The organism is Cerasicoccus arenae, assembly GCF_014651635.1.
Taxonomy (GTDB): Bacteria; Verrucomicrobiota; Verrucomicrobiia; order Opitutales; family Cerasicoccaceae; genus Cerasicoccus; species Cerasicoccus arenae.
This window is the reverse complement of the sequence record NZ_BMXG01000007.1, coordinates 131,281-150,763: the sequence shown is the minus strand read 5'-3', so window position 1 is coordinate 150,763 and position 19,483 is coordinate 131,281. Positions and strand designations below refer to the sequence as shown.

At 52.7% G+C, this 19,483-nt stretch carries 15 protein-coding genes; 9 read left to right on the top strand and 6 right to left on the bottom strand.

The features are described 5' to 3' along the window. The first annotated feature begins 39 nt into the window (after window positions 1-39). Window positions 40-1,272, top strand: coding sequence for a pyrophosphate--fructose-6-phosphate 1-phosphotransferase (locus IE065_RS07470; protein WP_189513481.1), 1,233 nt, complete (start codon window positions 40-42; stop codon window positions 1,270-1,272). Between the two features lie 33 nt (window positions 1,273-1,305). Here the strand turns inward: IE065_RS07470 and IE065_RS07465 are convergent, their stop codons facing one another. The 4 genes from IE065_RS07465 to IE065_RS07450 all read right to left on the bottom strand — a co-directional run bounded on the left by IE065_RS07465 (window position 1,306) and on the right by IE065_RS07450 (window position 6,994). Next, the gene (locus tag IE065_RS07465) at window positions 1,306-2,649 is read right to left on the bottom strand and encodes a c-type cytochrome domain-containing protein (protein WP_189513479.1); all 1,344 of its coding nucleotides are present in this window, start codon (window positions 2,647-2,649) and stop codon (window positions 1,306-1,308) included. 3 nt (window positions 2,650-2,652) lie between these two features. Beyond that, entirely contained in the window at window positions 2,653-3,948 is a 1,296-nt protein-coding gene (locus IE065_RS07460; protein WP_189513477.1) for a DUF1501 domain-containing protein, read from the bottom strand. Between the two features lie 8 nt (window positions 3,949-3,956). Further along, on the bottom strand, window positions 3,957-5,933 hold the full coding sequence (locus IE065_RS07455; RefSeq protein WP_189513475.1) for a DUF1549 domain-containing protein: 1,977 nt from the start codon (window positions 5,931-5,933) through the stop codon (window positions 3,957-3,959). 242 nt (window positions 5,934-6,175) lie between these two features. Further along, window positions 6,176-6,994 carry a phytanoyl-CoA dioxygenase family protein gene (locus tag IE065_RS07450; protein WP_189513473.1) on the bottom strand — a complete coding sequence of 273 codons (819 nt, stop codon included), beginning with the start codon at window positions 6,992-6,994 and terminating at the stop codon, window positions 6,176-6,178. A 73-nt stretch (window positions 6,995-7,067) separates the two neighbouring features. On the opposite strand from IE065_RS07450, the gene IE065_RS07445 reads away from it, so the two are divergent. After that, a complete protein-coding gene (locus IE065_RS07445; RefSeq protein ID WP_189513471.1) occupies window positions 7,068-7,940 on the top strand; it encodes a helix-turn-helix transcriptional regulator in 873 nt (290 codons plus the stop codon). On the opposite strand, the gene IE065_RS07440 is transcribed toward IE065_RS07445, so the two are convergent. Further along, window positions 7,917-8,951: an A/G-specific adenine glycosylase gene (locus tag IE065_RS07440; protein ID WP_189513469.1), complete on the bottom strand. Its 1,035-nt coding sequence runs from the start codon at window positions 8,949-8,951 to the stop codon at window positions 7,917-7,919. The two genes, IE065_RS07445 and IE065_RS07440, sit on opposite strands and share 24 nt — an antisense overlap. A gap of 140 nt (window positions 8,952-9,091) precedes the next feature. On the opposite strand from IE065_RS07440, the gene rnhC reads away from it, so the two are divergent. Beyond that, window positions 9,092-10,087, top strand: coding sequence for a ribonuclease HIII (gene rnhC / locus IE065_RS07435; RefSeq protein WP_189513467.1), 996 nt, complete (start codon window positions 9,092-9,094; stop codon window positions 10,085-10,087). A gap of 68 nt (window positions 10,088-10,155) precedes the next feature. Next, entirely contained in the window at window positions 10,156-11,010 is an 855-nt protein-coding gene (locus IE065_RS07430) for an alpha/beta hydrolase (RefSeq protein ID WP_189513465.1), read from the top strand. Window positions 11,011-11,066: 56 nt separating this feature from the next. On the opposite strand, the gene IE065_RS07425 is transcribed toward IE065_RS07430, so the two are convergent. Further along, window positions 11,067-12,017, bottom strand: a complete 951-nt coding sequence (locus IE065_RS07425; RefSeq protein WP_189513463.1) for a cation diffusion facilitator family transporter — start codon at window positions 12,015-12,017, stop codon at window positions 11,067-11,069. 143 nt (window positions 12,018-12,160) lie between these two features. Here IE065_RS07425 and IE065_RS07420 point away from each other — a divergent pair, with 143 nt between their 5' ends. The 5 genes from IE065_RS07420 (at window position 12,161) to IE065_RS07400 (ending at window position 19,381) form a co-directional block, all read left to right on the top strand. Beyond that, window positions 12,161-12,574 carry an ExbD/TolR family protein gene (locus IE065_RS07420; RefSeq protein ID WP_200163129.1) on the top strand — a complete coding sequence of 138 codons (414 nt, stop codon included), beginning with the start codon at window positions 12,161-12,163 and terminating at the stop codon, window positions 12,572-12,574. A gap of 44 nt (window positions 12,575-12,618) precedes the next feature. Beyond that, window positions 12,619-13,062 carry an ExbD/TolR family protein gene (locus tag IE065_RS07415; protein WP_189513459.1) on the top strand — a complete coding sequence of 148 codons (444 nt, stop codon included), beginning with the start codon at window positions 12,619-12,621 and terminating at the stop codon, window positions 13,060-13,062. Between the two features lie 187 nt (window positions 13,063-13,249). Further along, on the top strand, window positions 13,250-14,653 hold the full coding sequence (locus tag IE065_RS07410) for an efflux RND transporter periplasmic adaptor subunit (RefSeq protein ID WP_189513457.1): 1,404 nt from the start codon (window positions 13,250-13,252) through the stop codon (window positions 14,651-14,653). A gap of 18 nt (window positions 14,654-14,671) precedes the next feature. Further along, entirely contained in the window at window positions 14,672-17,848 is a 3,177-nt protein-coding gene (locus IE065_RS07405) for an efflux RND transporter permease subunit (RefSeq protein WP_189513455.1), read from the top strand. Between the two features lie 3 nt (window positions 17,849-17,851). Further along, the gene (locus IE065_RS07400) at window positions 17,852-19,381 is read left to right on the top strand and encodes a TolC family protein (protein WP_189513453.1); all 1,530 of its coding nucleotides are present in this window, start codon (window positions 17,852-17,854) and stop codon (window positions 19,379-19,381) included. Window positions 19,382-19,483: the final 102 nt, after the last annotated feature.

The window sequence follows — 19,483 nt, the reverse complement described above, 5'->3', positions numbered from 1 at the left end:
CCTTTCAACTTTCGGCGGGGGTGATTGAGTATTTGGGCCATGGCAGCACCTAAAAAAGTTGGAATCCTAACTGCAGGGGGCTTGGCTCCCTGCTTATCGTCCGCTATCGGCGGCTTGATCGAGCGTTATAGCGAGATCGCGCCGGATACGGAGATCATCTGCTACGTCGGCGGCTATAAGGGCCTCCTTCTTGGCGAAAGCATTGTGGTCACGCCAGAGATGCGCGCTCAGGCGCACATCTTGCATCGTCACGGCGGTAGCCCCATTGGTAACAGCCGCGTGAAGCTGACCAACGTTAAGGATTGCGTGAAGCGTGGCCTAGTGAAAGAAGGCGAAAATCCTCAAAAGGTAGCCGCTGATCAACTCGTTAAGGACGGCGTGGAAGTTCTGCACACGATTGGTGGTGATGATACCAACACCGCCGCCGCCGATTTGGCGAAATTCCTTCACGAAAACGACTATGAGCTGCAAGTGATCGGCCTGCCCAAGACGATCGACAACGACGTGTTCCCGATCGTGCAGACGTTGGGTGCCTGGACCGCCGCCGAGGAGGGTGCCAAATATTTCCGCAATATCGTGGGCGAGCACAGCGCCAACCCACGTATGCTGATCGTTCATGAAGTCATGGGCCGCAGTTGCGGTTGGCTGACCGCCGCCACGGCGCGTTATTATCGGGAAAAAATCCTCGGCGACCGCGAATTTGCACCAGGTCTCGGCCTGACCGAAAAACGCCTCGACGTGCACGCGATCTACATTCCAGAGATGGAAATTGACTTGGAGGCCGAAGCTGTTCGCCTCAAAGCTATCATGGACGAAGTTGACTGTGTGAACATCTTTGTCAGTGAAGGCGCTGGCTTGGAGTCGATCGTCAAGCAGATGGAAGCTCGTGGCGAAGAAGTGCCTCGCGACGCCTTTGGTCACGTAAAGCTCGATGCGGTAAACCCAGGCAAATATTTTGGCAGTAAATTCGCTGAGGCACTCGACGCCGAGAAAAACATGGTGCAGAAGAGCGGTTATTTCTCACGCGCTGCCCCCTCGAACATCGACGATCTGCGCTTGATCAAGAGCTGCACCGACCTTGCTGTGCAATGCGCTCATGAGGGCGAAAGCGGCGTCATCGGCCACGATGAAGACCAGCGAGGTGTTTTACGAGCAATCGAATTTGAGCGTATTAAGGGCGGCAAGTCATTCGACATTGACCAACCTTGGTTCGAGGAACTCCTCGCGGCCATTGGCCAGCCCAAGGGTAAGAAGCTCGAAGCCGGTCACTAATCCTGACTTTGTTTGGCCCTCCAGCGTTGGCGTTTATTTTTCCTTAGGCTTGTTCACTTCTTGAGTGGACTGGCCGATAATCGCCACGTTGGGGTGCTCGACGCGAATCTGTTTCAAGTCCTTGGGCTTGAGGTCTAGGTTGTGGATAAAAAGCTCAGTGAGTGCTGGCAGTGTTAATGCTGTCTTCAGTCCGCTTAGTGTCACTTTGGTCGAGGCGAGATTCAGGTAATTTAACTGCTTGAACGATGCCAGCTGAACAAGGTCTGCATCTGTCACGTTACTATGTTCAAGGTGTAACCGCTGAAGCTGCGGGAAGTCCTTTAAATCGGTGTAAAACTCAGGTGGCCACACCTGATTGGCAGCGTTGAGCCAAACCAATTTAGACGAGAGCGGCAACAGCTTGGCGTGGCAAAGTTTCCAGTCTGGCAGCTCTGCTTGGCTGAGATTAACAAGGACTTTGCTACTGCTCCAAGGCGTGAAATCTGTAGCCCAACCAAGTTCGCGCAAGGCTTCTAGTTGTTTCACGATCTCGGGGTCTAGCTTGGCTTCTGCTTTGTTTTCCTCCCCAGGAAATGGTGCGCCAGTCTCGATCCAAAGACGGAGCATATCGATTTGTTCTGAGGGCAGGGCGGGTTTCTTGTTGGGGGGCATTGCGCCCTCGGCATCGCGTGGAAGCATGATGCGATGGATGAGCTCACTGGCATCGGGCTCGCCCGAGACGATGCCTGGCTTGTTGCTTTCTCCGCCTACTCGCGCGAGTCGTGGGACATCGAGCCGGTAGCCGCCTTTACGCTTATCGAGGCCGTGGCACTCGATGCATGACTTCTCCAAAATGGCGTAAGCTTCGTCCATGTAGGGATTGGCTGGCTCACTCCCGGAAACAACGCCATCTGGCGTATCGCCCCCCCCCGTTGTTGCGCTGGGCTTGGTTTTCATGAACTCAGGCAAGGCATCGGTTAGCGCGTCTTCACCATGGGTAATGACACCGCCAAAATGCCCAGTGAGGATCAATGCAATCAGTGAGGCCACGAGGCTGATGGCGTAGACGCCACCGCTCCACATATTTGGCCGCCAACGTGACCACCAGAATGAAAACAAGGCAAGCGTCAGCGCGCCGAGAAAAACGTATCCTGCATTTCGATGATCGGCAATGGCGTCCCAATCGTAGTCGGTTTCTCCAAGGGCATAGCCGAAGCGCACAGTTAGAATCGAGGTCAGCAGACAAAGCGGTAGTAGTATGCCGATGGCATCGTCATGCGCCTCCTGATGCTTCTCACGCGACAAAGCGAGCTCCAGCGCCAACACGCCAACGAAGAGGCCAATGGGCACATGCAACAGAACGAGGTGCAGCGCCCCGAGGGAATGCCAGTCGATCATCTGTTAAAACAACATGCGGAGTGGTTCGCCCTTGTCAGCAACCGTCATGGGGCGCCCGCTAGGCGTCATCACCGGCTGATCCGTTGGCAGGCCGAGGGAGTAGGCGATGGTGGCGTTGAAATCAGGAATCGTGACGGCCTTTTCGGCCACTTCACCGCCGTGCTCGTCGGTGGCACCAAAGACTTGCCCGCCGTTAATACCGCCTCCGGCTAGCATACAGCTAAAGGCGCGTGGATGGTGGTCGCGCCCTTGATTACGGTTGATGCTTGGGCTACGGCCAAATTCAGTGGCGACAACAATCAGCGTTTCGTCGAGTAATCCGCGCCAATACAGGTCGTCAATCAATGCGGAGAGCACTTGATCAATTTCGTAAGAGAGGATTTCGACTTGCTTGTGGTTGTCGTTATGAGTGTCCCAACCGCCCTTGTTGACCTCGACGTAGCGCACGCCGTTTTCCACGAGGCGACGGGCGAGTAAACAGCCTTTTCCGAAACTGGAGTTGCCGTAGCGCTCGCGCACGTGGTCGGGCTCTTTTCTCAGATTAAATGCGTCAAGGTCCTCGCTGGTCATCAGCTTAATGGCTTCTTCGTAAATGTCTCCGTAAGATGCGACTTCCTTGCTGGAATATTTTTGGTGGAAGCCCATGTCCATCATTTGGGCCAAGGCAAGGCGCTCCTGTAGTTCGGTTTCGTCGACGTTCTTGTGCAGTTTGACATGGCGCAGGCCCTTGTCGGGATTACCAATAAAGAGCGGAGCATAGCGCTTTTCCAAAAAACCTTCCCGGCCTGGCGTTTGCCCACTGCCGCCGATGCGTACGTTGCCGGGCAGGGTCGTGTTGGTCTTGCCCGACATGCTCATGAGCCAAGCCCCTAAGCCCGGGTGCTGGATAGTGCCGCGCGGTGCATAGCTGGTCCGCATGAAATACGTGCCGGATTCATGGGCACCTTGGGTGGAAGTCATCGAGCGAATTAGCGCAAGGTGATTCATTCGCTTGGCTAACCCAGGAAGCCACTCGCTGACCTGAATGCCATCAATGTTGGTCGGGATGACTCCAACCGGACCATATTCTGCCTTCGTGTTGGGCTTGGGATCGAATGTGTCGAGGTGGCTCATGCCCCCCGCGAGGTAAATGTAAATCACGTTGCGGGCAAGGGGGCGCGAGAGGCGTGCTGCTGTGGCATTAGCCCAAAGTGGGCTACTGGACATTGACGCAAGCCCCACGCCAAGCAGCGTACGCGCGGTGTAGTGGAGGAATTTTCGCCGGGAAAGATCGTCAAGTTTGTTCAGGTCTTCGTCCATGGGGGGGGCTATTGTAGAAAGAGAAATTCTTGTGTGTTGACCATGGCCCACGCCATACGTTCCCGGGCGAGTTTCGGATTCGTTTCCCATTGTGCGAGCAAGTAGGCTTTCTCCTGTTCACTGGGCTGTCGCGTGAGGAAGCCAATCGTCAGCGCCTCCAAGGCTTTTATTGGGTCCTTGGCTTCTTTTGCCCGTTTGACCGGGTCGGATTTTTCCGTGAGTATGCTATTGGTCTCCCCGGAATTGAGCAGCAGCAGTGCCTGATTGACAGTAGATGTTTCGTCAGCATTGTCGACTATGTCGCGGTCAGATTGGCCAAAAACACGTAACCAATGATCGACATTTTCCGGCGAATTCAGATCAGCGGCCCGGGCTAAATTACGCTCCCACCATTGGGGCTTTTTGCCTTTCTTTTTCTGATCCTCAGTGGCGTCTTGTTCCTCTGCCTCCCCCATCATCATCATGGCATCGCTGACATTGGAGTAGGAGCGCCACTTCTTTTCAGCAGCCTGATGAGTTTGCTTAAGCTCTTTATATTCCTCAGTGTCGGCCTTTTCGGGATCTGAGCGAACACGGTAAAAAGCGGTCCTTGCGTCCTGCCGTTCTTTCCAGGCTTTTTCGGCGCTGTCTAGATAGTCAGCCATCTGTTCCGGTGTGAATGTGCTGAGCAGTTGGACGGGGCCGGGGGGGGGGGGGAGCGGGTCCTGATAATTTTCTGGGCGATTATCAATGTCGGGTTTGAGGAGCACGACATAAGAATCCCAGAGCTGTTCTGCGCTCAAGCGTCGGAGCGTCGGACCTGTAAAGTGATAACTATCAGGATTTTCTGAATCAAAGACTACAGCGCTGCGTTGAAAGTAATCGGTCTCCAGCAAAATGCGGTAATAGGCTTTAAGGTCATAATTGACCTGATGCATGATCGCGGTCAGCTCTTCAGAGAGACCGGGGACTTCGGATTGCGAGTCGCCACGGATGTCATCAATGGGTTCCAGTGCGCCGCGTCCCATGACAGATTTCCAGACTCGGTTGGCAATAACTACGGTAAAGCGTGGATTTTCGGTCGAGGTGATCCAATTTGCATAAAATTCCGCACGATCATCTGCCTTGAGCTTCTTTACATCGGGTGATTCGCCAAAAATTGTGTGTGGGTCCACGACGCTTTTGGCCGGAACGTCCTCGTACTGATAGTCGTCGGGAAACTTGAGCTTGCGGTCATTGCGGGTGGTCTGCCAGCGCATGCTTCGGAAAAGGTCGCGCCCTGCTGGGTTGAGCAGCTTATCTGCGTTCATCTTCTTTTTTTCTTTGTCGGAAAGTCCATCGAGCTTTCGCTCCTGCAGCTCCTTGAGTAGTGGTTGCAAGGGCTCCATCTGGCCGTAATTTCGACGTGTATTGACTGCGTATCGGAAGGCGGCCATTTCGTAAAAATCACGCCTCGTCCAGACATCAGTTGGGTGGTCATGGCACTGTGCGCATTGCATTTGTGTGCCGAGGAAGACCTGCATGGTAATCGCCATGTTGTCCAATGGCATGCCAACGTCACGGAGGTAATAGGAGCTCGCAGGGTTGTCCCAAGGGGCACCTTCAGCGGCCAGAATTTCGCGGACCCAAACATTATAGGGGGTGTTGGCACGTAGCTGATTCTTTAGCCAAGGAACGAAGTATTTGCCGCCACTTACATCGCCGTCTCGCCCGGTTGTGCGAATGCGTAATGCATCAGCCCAGAGATTAAACTGTTGGTTAACAAAGCCTTCGGATTCAATTAATTGTTCAATTAGTTTATTTCGTTTGTCGACGTCCTGACTGGCCAGCCAAGTCTGAGCTTCTTCATAAGATGGAATCCTCCCGGCGACAGTCAGGTAAGTCCGGCGCAGGAAAATCTGATCATCGACGATGGCCTCACCCTGCACGCCTTTTTCCTTCCAATGCGCTTCTAAGATAGCGTCAATCCGTACGCTTTCAGCTGGTTTTTCCGCCCAGACGCTCACGTTTAAGCAACAGGTAACAAACAGAACTAAACAATTAATCGGTCGTTTGATTATTGATCTAAGCGTATTGTCGATGTGGGGCATATCGCAGGGGTGAGATTATACAGTGAGCGCGGGGAAATGATTCCGTAGCTTTATTACTAATTTCCACGATGACCTGCAATGAAAAATTTAGGGCCTAAAGTATGTAATACGCAGGCCCTAAAGTTTTTGTGCAGGAGATGTCTGGAACCACTTACTGACTAATGCACGCTGAACTTACTAGCGCGGCGGTTTTCCATGATTTGCGGGTAGGAGACGGTTGGGTCGGCGAGGTTCTGATTGAGGAGATTTTGGCCCCTTGCCTGATAGAGCAAATGTATGTCTAAGAAATCTGGGTGGAGTTGGACATGGGCTGGGATGAAGCGGATCGTCCAGCCACAACGACGTTGGTTTGAGGTATTAGGCGGGCTGCCGTGTTGAGTCCGCGCATCGTGGAGAGAGCAATGATTAGGCTGCAACTCACATGGCACGGCGAGCTCGTCCTTACGCTGAGAGGGGATGATCTCGGTGCTAAAAACGCTGACATTCTCGTCAACGCCCTCGTAGTCTGAGAAGCCCTTTTTGCCTGTGTTGTGCGATTTTGGGATCACGTACATGCAGCCATTGGCTCGCGTTGAAGGGTCCAGCGCGAGCCAGACCGTGGCGACTTCCATGGGGCTCATCATCTTTCGCCAATAGGCGCTGTCTTCATGCCAAGGCACGCGGCGGCCATCACCCTGCGGTTTGCAGATGAAGTGAGTGGAAAACAGAAGAATGTCCGGCCCTAGTAGTGGCTCGACGAGGTTCACGACTTCTGGGGCAAGCGCCCATTCATTCAACTTGGCGTCTTCGAAATGTGGAGTGTCCATCGCTTCAGGCCGCTCGTCTTTCGATAACTTGGCCAGCTTGCTGTTGAAGTGTTCAACGAGGGCGGCGAATTTCTCGTCGCTGAAGATTTTTCCGTGAGGCAATACAAAGCCTTCAGCTTTATATTGAGACACTTCTTCGGCGGAAAGGCGGGGGGGAGATGTCGTATTCATGGACGCTATTATAAATGCTTTCAATTGATATTACGTTCGCTTTATTGACGAAAAAGCGCTTATATTTGATTTTATGATTCCTGAGATGAAATGGCGGGAGCTTTGCCCAGGCGGCGAATACCTGCATTTGGCCGAGGTGAAATTAACGGCTGCGGCTCCGGCTGAGTTGCATACGCACGATTTCTACGAGTGCTTTCTGGTCCAAGGCGGACGAGGAAGGCAGGTGACGGCGGAGAGCGAGCAGATGTTGAACCGTGGAGAATTGCATTTCGTTCATCCCAAAGACGTCCATGGCTTTTGGGGAAGTGCAAGCGATCCGATTACTTTTACGAACATCGCCATCGAAGCATCGGTTGTGCAGCGGGCATTGCCGCAAAGCTCTACTTTGCAGAATAACTGGGAGCTTGGGCAAAGAATACGCCCAGTGATGTTGACGGAAAAGCAGATTCGTGAATTCAACCTTTTGTCGGAGGACTTGATCGTTGGTCCGAAGGCGGTGCTGGATGCCGATTACTTTCTGTTGGCGTTAGCCAGATTGCTCCGACCGGTCCTTGGGGTGGTAACTCACGCGGCATTACCAGAGTGGTTGGAGCGCGGACTGAACCGCGCATTGGAACCGGTAAATTTGCAAGGCGGTGTCGCACGTCTCGTCTCATTGTGTGGTCGCTCTCCTGAGCATGTGAGCCGGTCTTTTAAACTCCATATCGGGATGACGCCATCACAGTGGGTTATGGAGCAGCGCATTAATTTGGCTCGTCGCTGGTTGGAGACGACCCAGCGCAGTGTGTTGGATATTGCGCTGGAATGCGGCTTCGAGAGCACCAGCTATTTCCACGAAACCTTTAAGGCCGCAACTGGGCAGACGCCGCTTAAATATCGTCGCCGGGTGGTCCAGGTGCAGAGTCCGCCGCGCACATCGGGCTTAGAGGGCCATCAGCTCGGCTAGCCATTTACGATGGGGGCCAGTGAGGGTAATGTCATTTAACTGATTGAGGGGCTGCCAGAAAAGGGTCTCATCCTTGGTGATCAGCGAGTGGAGTTTGCTGTTCCAATCGATGCGCAAGAAGCGTTCTTCAATACGTTCGTTAGCGATGCCGCGACGGCGGGTCAGGATGAGCTCAGCGGGGAAGCTGACCTCAAGTAAGTCTCCTGGCGGGAGTTCGCACAGACCGGCGAGGCGTTTGGCGGTGGTCGGAATTCGGTGGATGAGCAGGCGGCCACCGTGGATAAGGAAAACCCGATCAATGCGTTTCTGGATGATCTGACGCTTCGCTAGGCGGGGCAGTTGGGCGGGGTTGCCGACGCGTTGGCCTTCGCAAAAGTCTTTTACTGGGCAGATTAGGCACTGCGGGTTGGCCTTGGAGCAGATTGTGGCACCTAGCTCCATCATGGCCTGATTGTGGTCACCCGGACGCTCGGCGTGAGTAATCAGCAGGCCAGCTAGCGTGGTGAAGGCTTTAACGGCCTTTCCGTTGTCCGAGAACTCGCGCTGATCGTTGGTTAGCCGAGCCAGAATACGGACGACATTTCCATCAACTACCGCAGCGTGCTCCTCATAGGTGATGCTGGCAATGGCGGCGGCGGTGTAGGGGCCAACTCCGGGGTAGGCCAACCAGTCGGCGGCGGTTTCCGGCTTGGGCTCAGCGGCCATCCATTGGTGGGCCAGCTTTTGCAAATTGCGTGCGCGGGAGTAATAGCCGAGGCCTTCCCAGAGTTTGATCACGAGTGATTCGGAGGCAATGGTCAGCATTTCGAAGCTAGGCAGGATCTTCATCCACCGATCGAAATAGGGCAGGACCGTGGCGATCTGCGTTTGCTGACACATGAACTCTGAAACCACCGTGGAATACAGTGAGGGCGTTTCACGCCAGGGCAGGGGGCGGTAGTTTTCCTGATACCAGGCCAGCAACGCTTTGGTGAAAGCGGGTGCTTGGTTAGGTAGGGGGGAGGGATCCATAGGGAGACTTTAAACAGGAAGACAGGGAAGGACGGAAAGCTTTATTTGTTTCTTTTACGCGCAATTCCGTCAAATCTGATTAAACTTTGCTCGTACGTTTCTCCTTTAACCTTTAATCTTTTTCCTTTTTCCTTCGATCCATGCCCAAGCGCAAGAAGCAGCCAGTTCTTGAAGAAGAAGGACCCAAGAAGACAACACTCTACACGATCAAGCTCACTGACGAGCAGATGGTGATGGTCAAGGAATGGTGCGAGAAGCGCCTGTGGGAATACTACGAGGTCGACTACGCGCACTTCGGCTACAAGGGGGACAAGATCAACCTCGTCGGCTACAAGAGCGGCAAGCTCGTCGTCCAAGGTAAGAAGACCGAAGACTGGGTGACATTCGTGCTCGAAGCAGAGATCACCATGACGCCTGAGCTTGGCTATGACGAAGTGAACAACCCGGAATGGTTTACCGACCACGCCGGGCTTGACGAGTCTGGCAAGGGCGATCTGTTCGGGCCGCTCGTCTCGTGCTGTGTTGTTGCGACGGGCGATATGGTCACCGAATGGCGTGAGGCTGGAATCATGGACTCCAAGCGCATCACCAGTGACCGGGCCATCCTCAAGCTCGACAAAATCATCGTGGAGACCAAGGGCGTCGTCGTGAAGCGCATGGCTCTAAAGATGCCTAAATACAACGAGCTATACGGCAAGTTTGGGAGCAATCTGAACCGTCTTCTTGCCTGGCAACACGCCAAATGCTTGGAAAGCGCTCTTGCCGAAAAAAAGGTCTCTTGGGGACTCCTCGACCAATTTAGCAAGCAGCCACTCGTGCAGTGTGCCTTGACCAAGGACAGCTTTGCCGCGACTGACTTTGACCTCCAAATGCGCACCAAGGCGGAGTCTGACCCCGTTGTGGCCGCTGCTTCCATCTGTGCCCGAGCGGAATTCGTGCGCCGCATGGCTGATCTTTCCAAGATAGCGGGTATTCCGCTCGCCAAGGGTGCGAGCGCGACCGTGAAATCCCAAGCCAAGGAATTGGTCAAAAAGTTCGGTGATGATCGTCTTGGCGAATTTGCTAAACTGCACTTCCGTACCGCGTTTGAAGCCCGGGGCCTACCAGTTCCCGAGAAGAAGGCGTGGAAAAAATAAGTTGAGCTGCCGGACTGACTTTTTTCATCCCGTCGATTTCGCCTCCACCTCTATTATAATTTTGGATCATGCCCGCTGTCTTATTTGATGAAACCGTCCGCTTGGAGTCGGACATTGACTATCTGGGTGCCGAGCGCACGGAAAAGCTGGACGCCTATCTACCGCCGAAAAATTTCCTCGGCCCAGCGCCCGCCGTGCTGCTCATTCATGGTGGGGGTTGGCGCATTCTCGACAAGGCAATGGAGCGTGAGCGCAATATCGGCTATGTATTAGCCGCCCAAGGTTTCGCGGTTTTTTCGATCAATTATAAGCTCAACGAAGTCATTCGCGACCCAAACACCAACGAGATCACTTCGGAGGTCGCCGCTTGGCCGCAAAATTTGTATGATTGTAAGTCCGCGCTGCGTTTTATGCGCAAAGAGGCGGTGCGGTTTAACATCGACCCGGACCGCATTGCTACAATGGGTGGCTCCGCTGGTGGTCATCTGGCAATGATGCTTGGCGCAACGACTCAGGTTGATGAGATGAATAAGGGCGGGCTCTATCTAGACCAGTCTAATGCTGTGAGCTGCATCTTGAATTTTTACGGACCACATGTGATTCGTGATCGAAAAATATCGCCATTTGGAGGTGAAACGCCGGAAGAAACCGAGGCGAACCAGATCGCTGCTTCGCCAGCCACTTACATCAACGAAAATTTTCCACCCATCTTCATTGCACACGGTTCGGCGGATAAAATTGTTGGGGTCGAATACTCCCGTGAACTGGCCGCGTTGTTGGCTGAAAAGGGACTGCGCTATTGGTATTTTGAAATCGGCGGCGCACCTCACACTTTCCACCTTCAGCCTGAGCATATGGACTTGCGTCCGCTTGTGCTCACTTTCTTGCGTGAGCAGCTTGGCGAGCCAGTTAAAGCTGGTTGATGGTCATCCTTGGCCTGCTGTCTTGGTTGCGTAAGAACCACGGAAGCGAAACTGCCTCAGAGCGTGTCGTGGGAGCGGATCAACGCCTCATCTTCGCAGCGCCCACTTTCAAATTGTAGGGTGACGTGAGTAATCTCGTATTTATCGTGCAAGAGGTCCTCGATTTCATCCGCCACGCAACTGCATTCACTGACCAAGCGGTCATCGATATCAATATGAGCTTCGAAGTGGATGGTCTGGTCGTTCAAGGACCAGATGTGGAGGTGATGGACGCCGCGCACGGCTTTTAGCTCGGTCAGGGCGGCAGCGACTTCCTTTACCTCAATACCCGGCGGCGTACCCATCATGATGATGCGGATGGATTCCTCGACAATTGACCAACTCTCCTTGATTAACCAGAGAGAGATTAGGACGGTGAGCATCGGATCAATCCAGGTAAAGCCTTTGCCTAGATACATAATCGCGATCCCTCCGAGGATGACGCCAACGCTTACCACTGCATCACTCAGCACGTGGAGGTAGGCCGAGCGCATATTGATGTTGTCCTTGGCTCCTTTTTGCAAGAGCAGCGCATTGATGACATTGGCGGTGAGGCCAATAGCCGCAACACCGATCATCCAGCCAGCCTTTACTGAATCCGGGTGAATGAAGCGCAGCGTGGCTTCGTAGAGTAGCCATAGACTGATGCCGATCAGCACCCCGGCATTCATAGCAGCGGCAACGATTTCCGCGCGCTTGAGGCCAAAAGTGTGTTTTTCCGAGCCGGGGCGTTCCCCCAGCTTGACGGCAATAAAACTTGCGAGCAGCGCGACTGCGTCTGTCGCGGTATGGAGGGCGTCGGACATCAGAGCAAGACTGCCCGAAATGACACCGCCAATAATTTGCGCCACGGTTATGATCAGGCTGATGCCCAGCGCCTGCAAGAGACGTTGCTTGGGAATGCCTTTAGCTGAGTGCGAATGTCCTTCGTGAGAATGTCCGGCATGGTCGTGGTGCGAATGAGCCATATGGCGCGGGAGTCTGCCGTCTTACTTGTAAATTGCGAAGAAGAAAATGACTGATCTTACATTGTATCGCGCGTGTAACGTTTTAGCACGCTGTTTTGCTGTAGGGCTTGACCTTGACGCGGGTAATGATGCCATGGGCTGCAATGGCGATAAAGCTGCATCGCGTCGAACGGCCCGAAGAAGATTTCCAGATGGCACCTATGATTGATATGGTGTTCCTGCTGCTCGTTTTCTTTATGTGTGTGAGCACGTTGGCTCAGGCAGACAAATCCAAGGAGGTTACGCTCCCCGAATCTCTCGAAAGCGAGGTGGCTGAAGACCTGTCTGATCGCGGAGTGGTCACCGTGGATGCTGACGGCCAGGCCTTTTTGGGCGAACGCTCCGTTTCGGCAGCAGAGATCAAGGCCGAGCTTCAGTCCTCTCTGGAACAGAATCCACGCTTACGGGTCACTGTCCGAGCCGATCAAGAAACATCCTATAAGGACATCAAGGCTGTACTCCGTGTCTGCGCTGATGCTGGCGCTTACGAGGTCATTTATGCAACCCATCAGCAGTAAGCTTGCCGATAAAGTTAATCATTAACGCCGTGTAAATTCCGACAATGGTTCAGCTTAAAAAGAAGACCGATGCAAAGGTAACGATTCCTATCGCGCCGATGATTGACTGCGTTTTCCTGTTGCTGATCTATTTCATGGTGGCGGCGACTTTGCAGAAGCAGGAGGCGGATATTTCATTCCAGCTGCCTGGAGTGGTAGAGCAGACTGAGCCCGTAGAAATGCCCGACGAGCAGATCATTGAAATAAACGACGAAGGCCAGGTAGTCGTCAACGAATACGCTTACGACACTCCTGACGCACCACGCTTGATAGAACTTTCTGCGATGCTTTCGCGGTTCAAACAAGCCAGCGACGCCAACCAGGTCGATGCGTTGGTGACCATTGCCCCAGCAGATGGAGTGAACCATCAGACTATTGTCAAGGTCATGGACGCCGTTTCCTATGCTGGAATTAAGGGCGTCAATTTCTCTCTGGGCGACGATTTTTAGGCCATGTTTTCAATGTAAATCAGCAATATCGTTCGCCAGTGTAATGATAGCAGTTGATTAAGGCCGCTAATGTCGGAATTTTTTTGTTTTCCATCGGCCCCAAGTTTTCGAACGTTCGTTTAATTGACCAGTTGACAGAATGAAAAGTCCGGCGATACTACGCGAAACTACTAGGAAACGACTGCGCATGAGTAAATTATGGAGGAATGGATTACAGTTGCCGGTGGGCATATGCGCCACGGCAGCATTCGCGTTCCTGGTTGGTTGTGGCCCCGAGCCAATTCAGCCAAAGGGACCACCGCCGCGCACCGTTACGGTTAACGAGGTCAAGACGGCCGATGTTTACTTGTATAGCGACACTCTGGGCAGAGCAACAGCCTATGAGTCGGTAAACATCGTTAGCCAAGTCGATGGCCAGATCACCGAGGTGACTTTTACACAGGGTTCCATGGTGAAGAAAGGCGATCTGCTGTATAGGATTTTCCAGCCGCCTTATATCGCAGCGATTGAGGAGGCAGAGGGCTCGGTCGAACAGGCCCGTGCCCAGTTGGCCATTGATGAACTCGCGCTGGAGCGAAATCGTCCGCTGGTTCCGCAAAAACTGATTTCTGAACAAGACTTTCAAGCGCTGGAGGCGACGGTGGAGTCTGATCGCGGTGCCTTACGCAAGGCTGAAGGCGATTTGCTCGCAGCAAAGGTCAATCTCGACTACACTGAGATCCGATCGCCGATTGATGGGATGGCGAGTATTTATCTGGTGAACGTTGGTAATGTCGTTAGTGCACTCGAAGGTGAGACCCTCGCAACCGTTCTACGGATGGACCCCATTTACGTGGACTTTATTTCGCCGGAATCTCGATTCGACGACATTCGCAGTTATTTCAACAAAGCAGGAGGCAAGCTGACCATTCGCGCCAGTTCACTCTCGGACGCATCGCAGCACCGCGAGGGTGAATTAACCATTCTTGGTAATGCGGTGGACACAGAAACCGGCACGGTTAACTTACGTGCTACTTTTAAGAACGATGACGGCTTCTTTTGGCCGAATCAGCCGCTAGCAGTTCGCGTTTATCTCAAAACGATCAAGGACGCAATGGTCGTGTCTTCAAGCAGCGTAGGCATCGGCCAAAATGGGCGTTTTGTTTTCGTTATCGATGAGGCAACGAGCACGGTTACCCAGAAGAGCGTGACAGTTGGGCAATTACAGGAAGACGGCACGATCGTCATTGAAAGTGGGGTCAAACCTGGTGATAAACTGGTTGGCGAAGGCCTTGATTTTCTCCGTGATAAATCAGAAATAATCGTGACCGACGGGAATCCGGCTGACGTTAAGCTTCCGCCTCAAATGATTGATCCTGTGGTGAAGATGCTTCAGAAATACAAGAAGGCCACGCCCGCGGAGATTAAGAAAATCCAAGACAGTCGGCGTCTGCCGCCCCAGCTTTTGAAGAAGCTGCAGTCCCATGGCGTGCTGAGCGAGCAAGAGACTGAGTTTTTACTGAATCTGGAAACAGGCAGTGTGACGGGAACTCCGCCAAAGAGTGCTGACGCAAAGGGTTCCGACGGCAAACCGGCCGAAGAGAGCAAATAACCGGGACCGCGGCGCGCTATGTCTTCCATTTCCGATCCTTTTATAAAACGTCCAGTGATGACGTTGCTGCTGGCCTTATCGGTCGCAGCGTTTGGCGTCTGGTCCTATTTAACTTTGCCGGTTAGCGACTTGCCCAATGTTGACTATCCAGTCATTCAGGTGACAGCGAGTTATCCGGGTGCGAGCCCTCAGATCATGGCCGCCAACGTGGCCTCACCGCTGGAGCAGCAGTTTTTGCAGATTCAGGGGATTGAGCTGATCACGTCCAATAATACGCAGGGTAACAGCAATATCGTCCTGCAATTTGATTTAAGTAAAAGTATCGATGCGGCGGCGACGGATGTGCAGTCCGCCATTACTCGTGCCCAAGGTGATTTGCCAACGGACTTGCCCAGCCCACCAAGCTACACCAAGACGAATCCGAACGCGCAGCCCGTTATTTATCTCGGTTTGGTGTCCACCACGATGACGGAGGGCGACATTTACGACTACGCCTTTACTCAGGTCGCTCAGCGTATGCAGATCATTAACGGTGTTTCTGCGGTCAATGTTTATGGGTCCAAGCGTGCGGTCCAAGTCCAACTTAACCCGCAGGAATTGTATAACCGTGGCCTGACATTCGACCAAGTGACTCAGGCTGTGCAGGGCAGCACGAACACATTGGGTGCCGGTGAATACAAGGGCAACACGATCAACATGACACTTCAGCCGAATGCCCAGCTGACCACGCCTGAGGAGTACGCCAACATCATCGTAGCCGTCAAAAACGACCGTCCGATTTATCTGAGAGACTTGGGTGATGTGGTGGAAGGCATTCAGGCGGAAGATTTTAATATCGATTACTGGTCGCCCCTCGTCCCGCCAAATGCAGCGGGCGTTGTGTTAGCAGTGCAAAAAGCGGATGGTGCGAACGACGTGGAGATCGCCAACGCCGTTAAGGCGATGATTCCGGAACTTCAGGCGCAGATTCCACAGTCCATCGCCATGAGCGTTATTTATGATCGCTCCAAAACGATTGTCGCCTCGGTGGAGGACGTGGAAGAAACGCTGCTAATCGCCTTCGTCCTCGTTTGTGGTACCATTTTCCTGTTTTTGGGGCGTGCACGTGACACCATTATTCCAATGGTCGCCCTGCCAATGGCGCTCTTGCTCACCTTTGTGGTGATGAAGCTTTGCGGCTATACGCTAGACAACCTTTCCCTCATGGCGCTAACGCTTTCCATCGGCTTCCTGGTGGATGACGCGGTGGTTTTCCTGGAGAACATGGTGCGCCGCATGGAGGACTACGGAGAGGACCCCTTGACGGCTACGATGGAAGGGGCCAAGGAGATCAGTTTCACGATTCTTTCGATGACGCTTTCACTGGCGGCGGTGTTCATCCCGCTGGTGTTTATGGGGGGGCTTATGGGCCGTATTTTCCGCGAGTTCGGTGTTACGATTACCGTCGCGGTGGTTATGTCAGGTCTGGTTTCTCTGTCGCTCACACCACTGATGTGCGCACGGATGCTTAAGTCTCATAATGATGGTGAGGAAACCTTCATGCAGAAGATTGCCAATCGGCTTGAGAAAGCCTGTCTTGGCTTTTACGATCCGACCCTGCGCTTTTTCCTTAAGCACAAGTGGATTTCTGCGCTCGCATGGGTTGCCTGTATGGCCGGGGTTGTCGGCTTTGGTTACATGGTCCCGAAGACCTTCATTCCAGTGGGGGATAGTGGCTTCATCCAAGGGGCATTTATTGCCGACACTGGAGCTTCGGCAGACGATTTGAAGCGCTACCAAGCGCGCGTTAAGGCAGTTATTGAGGAAAATCCCTACGTTGATAATTTCGTCACGGTGTCTGGGGTTTCGGGCTTTGCGCAGAGTAATTTTATTCTAACCTTTATTTCGCTGATCGATGTTAGCGAGCGTCCAGCTATTGATGTCGTCGATACTCAATTGCGAGCAGCTTTAGCGGGTATACCGGGCATTTTACCTGCAATTCAGCCCAATCCATCATTGGAAATTTCGACTGGTGCGACATCGACGACTTTGGGTAACTATGCCTATAGCCTGTCGGGTTTGGACACTGATAAGGTCTATGAAACGTCGGAAAAACTTGTCGCCGAAATGATGAAGAGCGGATTTTTCTCGTCCGTCCATAGTGATCTTTATCTGTCGAATCCGCAGATTGAAATGGAGTTCTGGCGGCCTCTGGGCAGTGCTTATGGGGTGACCGCGAACAACTTCGCGACCGTGCTCAAAGACGCTTATTCGCTCAATTATTCTTATCTGATCAAGTCACCGTTTCAACAGTATCAGGTAATTGTCGCAGCCCAGCCCGAATGGCGCTCCAAAGCACCTGACTTGGACTCTCTGTATTTTCAGTCGGCTTTCAATCAAAGCGAGCTTTTCACAAGTGATTCAAACGTCTTTGACATTCAAAACAATCTGGTGCCTTTTGCCTCCATAGCAACCTACCACGAGGATGTCGGGCCACTGGCGGTGAACCATATTAACAATTTCAGCTCAGTCACCATCTACTATAACATCAAAGAGGGGGCGGCTGTCGGTGATGCGAATAATTTCGTGAAGGAAACGGTCAAGAAACTGTCCACGCCAGACGTGATGACGAGCTTTCAGGGGCAGGCTCTGATGTTTGAGGAAACGATTGTCAGTATGGCAGTTATGGCAATTGTGGCCATTTTCGTCATGTATGTGATCCTCGGCATCCTTTACGAAAGCTGGGTGCATCCCGTAACCGTACTAACCGCTCTACCGGTCGCCGTGGTTGGTGGTTTGGCGACGTTGTTATTGCTTGGCCAGGAACTGTCACTTTACGCGGGCATTGGGATGTTTATGCTTATGGGCATTGTGAAGAAAAACGGCATCATGATGATCGACTTCACCATCCAGCGTCAGGCTGATGGCTTGTCACCGATTGATGCGGTGCACGAAGCCTGTATGGAACGTTTTCGCCCGATCATCATGACTACTGCCGCTGCGCTACTCGGTGCCGTACCGATTGCGATCGGGTGGGGCGCTGACGCCGCCGCTCGTAAGCCATTGGGCTCGGCCATTGTCGGGGGGCTGATCGTTTCTCAGTTGATCACGCTTTACGTTACCCCTGCCTTGTTCCTATATTTTGAGTGGTTTGAAAAGCACGTCATGGACAAGATACCGCTCTTTACGCGAGGGGAGCGCGGGAAAAAAGCCTAGGTAATGCAAAATTCAACATCAGGCATTCAGAAAACTAATATCCAGATCGCGTTTCGCGCACTCAGGCTTATTGGCTTGCTCAGTATTTCAGTCGGCTATTTCCACGGTTGCGTGAATGTTGACGAGGAAGTCGCCGCACGGCCAAGTGAACTCTGGCGCCCCCCCCCCTCAGCACAGCGAAATGCCCCAAGAACGGATAACCCCGGAATGGACGCAGTAAATTTCATGACGGGCGAGGACCCATACTTTAAGAACAAGAAGGGTGGCTATAGCGAAAATCCGGTTGCGGCAGTCGGCCTGCCCAAATTGGATTTGCCCGCTTTGGTGGACATTGCGCTGTCGAATAACCCTGAAACGCGTAGCCTGTGGTTTCTGGCCCGTTCACGGGCCTCGGAGTATGGACAGAGCCTGAGCGAATACTATCCCTACGTCACCGTCAGCGCCAGTGTGCAGCGGGAAAAACTGAAAAATGTAGGCACCTCAGGCACAAATTGGAATACACAGTATGGCCCGGCGCTTGATCTGAATTGGCTACTTTTTAACTTTGGTGAACGCGAAGCCCAAGCAAGCGCTGCCCGTGAAGCACTTTACTCGGCGAATTTTTCATACAATCAGATTTACCAAGACGTCGTCCGTGACGTGCTTTACAACTACTACACATTGTGGTCTGCAGAAGCTAATTTAGCCGCTTCTCGTGCCTTTTTGCTCAATACTGAAGCAACTTACGATTCAGCATCTAAAAAGCTGGAATCAGGACTCGGAAACAAGCAGGACTCGCTTCGCGCCTTGGCTAATATGAAGACTGCGGAGTCCCAGATTGAGGGCGATATAGCCAAAATTGAAGCAGCGCGCGCGGATTTAGCCAAGACGCTTGGTATTGAGGTTAGCTCTGGGCTGGAAATCATGCAATTAGAGGAGTTTCCTAACTTTGATTCACTCGACACTGATGTGAATCGTTTAGTTGCCGAAGCGCTCCAAAATCGCCCTACGCTTATGGCTTCTTACGCTGATGTGCGGGAGCAGGAATATAATCTTGATGCTGCTCGCGCCAATCTCTGGCCTGAAATCAATGCAAGTGTTTCGCTCCAATATGCTGAGATTACCGGAAGCAATGCTTCACCGATGAATGATTACGTTGCGGCTCTAACGCTTGAGTGGGATATTTTTCAAGGCTTCAATAAATGGTATGAGATCGATAAGCAGCGTGATCTGACTCGTCGTGCACGGCAAGATGCACGAGAAACCGAGTTAGAAGTGCTCAAGCAAGTGTGGACTGCATTTTTTGCGTATCGTTCAGCTTTGAGACAAGTAGATTCCACCACTGCAGCGCTTGACGCCCAACAGGAAGCTTATGAGGCGATATCTATTGGTTATCAATCTGGCATTAACAATCTGCTGGATCTATTGACCTCGCAGGAGGATTTAGACGACGCTCGACGCAACCAGATCGCTGCCCGAACAAACTTAGGGTCATCCATTGCTGATCTGGCTCGATCGACCGGAAATCTTCCTCGCTTGTCTCGGGATCAATGATTTTTCATCGTTTCTCGCTTTCAGGAACAATTGAATCCTGATATTGCTCTCTATGGAAAGATGGCTACATTATGCTCAAGAATTAACAATTATATTAGTTAC

Bases quoted from the DNA above. Each gene is read 5' to 3' on its own strand.
- IE065_RS07425 (WP_189513463.1), bottom strand. From the start codon at position 12,017: ATGGCTCATTCGCACCACGACCATGCCGGACATTCTCACGAAGGACAT.
- IE065_RS07430 (WP_189513465.1), top strand. From the start codon at position 10,156: ATGCCCGCTGTCTTATTTGATGAAACCGTCCGCTTGGAGTCGGACATT.
- IE065_RS07465 (WP_189513479.1), bottom strand. From the start codon at position 2,649: ATGATCGACTGGCATTCCCTCGGGGCGCTGCACCTCGTTCTGTTGCAT.
- IE065_RS07450 (WP_189513473.1), bottom strand. From the start codon at position 6,994: ATGAATACGACATCTCCCCCCCGCCTTTCCGCCGAAGAAGTGTCTCAA.
- rnhC (WP_189513467.1), top strand. From the start codon at position 9,092: ATGCCCAAGCGCAAGAAGCAGCCAGTTCTTGAAGAAGAAGGACCCAAG.
- IE065_RS07415 (WP_189513459.1), top strand. From the start codon at position 12,619: ATGGTTCAGCTTAAAAAGAAGACCGATGCAAAGGTAACGATTCCTATC.
- IE065_RS07445 (WP_189513471.1), top strand. From the start codon at position 7,068: ATGATTCCTGAGATGAAATGGCGGGAGCTTTGCCCAGGCGGCGAATAC.
- IE065_RS07460 (WP_189513477.1), bottom strand. From the start codon at position 3,948: ATGGACGAAGACCTGAACAAACTTGACGATCTTTCCCGGCGAAAATTC.
- IE065_RS07400 (WP_189513453.1), top strand. From the start codon at position 17,852: ATGCAAAATTCAACATCAGGCATTCAGAAAACTAATATCCAGATCGCG.
- IE065_RS07440 (WP_189513469.1), bottom strand. From the start codon at position 8,951: ATGGATCCCTCCCCCCTACCTAACCAAGCACCCGCTTTCACCAAAGCG.
- IE065_RS07410 (WP_189513457.1), top strand. From the start codon at position 13,250: ATGAGTAAATTATGGAGGAATGGATTACAGTTGCCGGTGGGCATATGC.
- IE065_RS07405 (WP_189513455.1), top strand. From the start codon at position 14,672: ATGTCTTCCATTTCCGATCCTTTTATAAAACGTCCAGTGATGACGTTG.
- IE065_RS07470 (WP_189513481.1), top strand. From the start codon at position 40: ATGGCAGCACCTAAAAAAGTTGGAATCCTAACTGCAGGGGGCTTGGCT.
- IE065_RS07420 (WP_200163129.1), top strand. From the start codon at position 12,161: ATGGCGATAAAGCTGCATCGCGTCGAACGGCCCGAAGAAGATTTCCAG.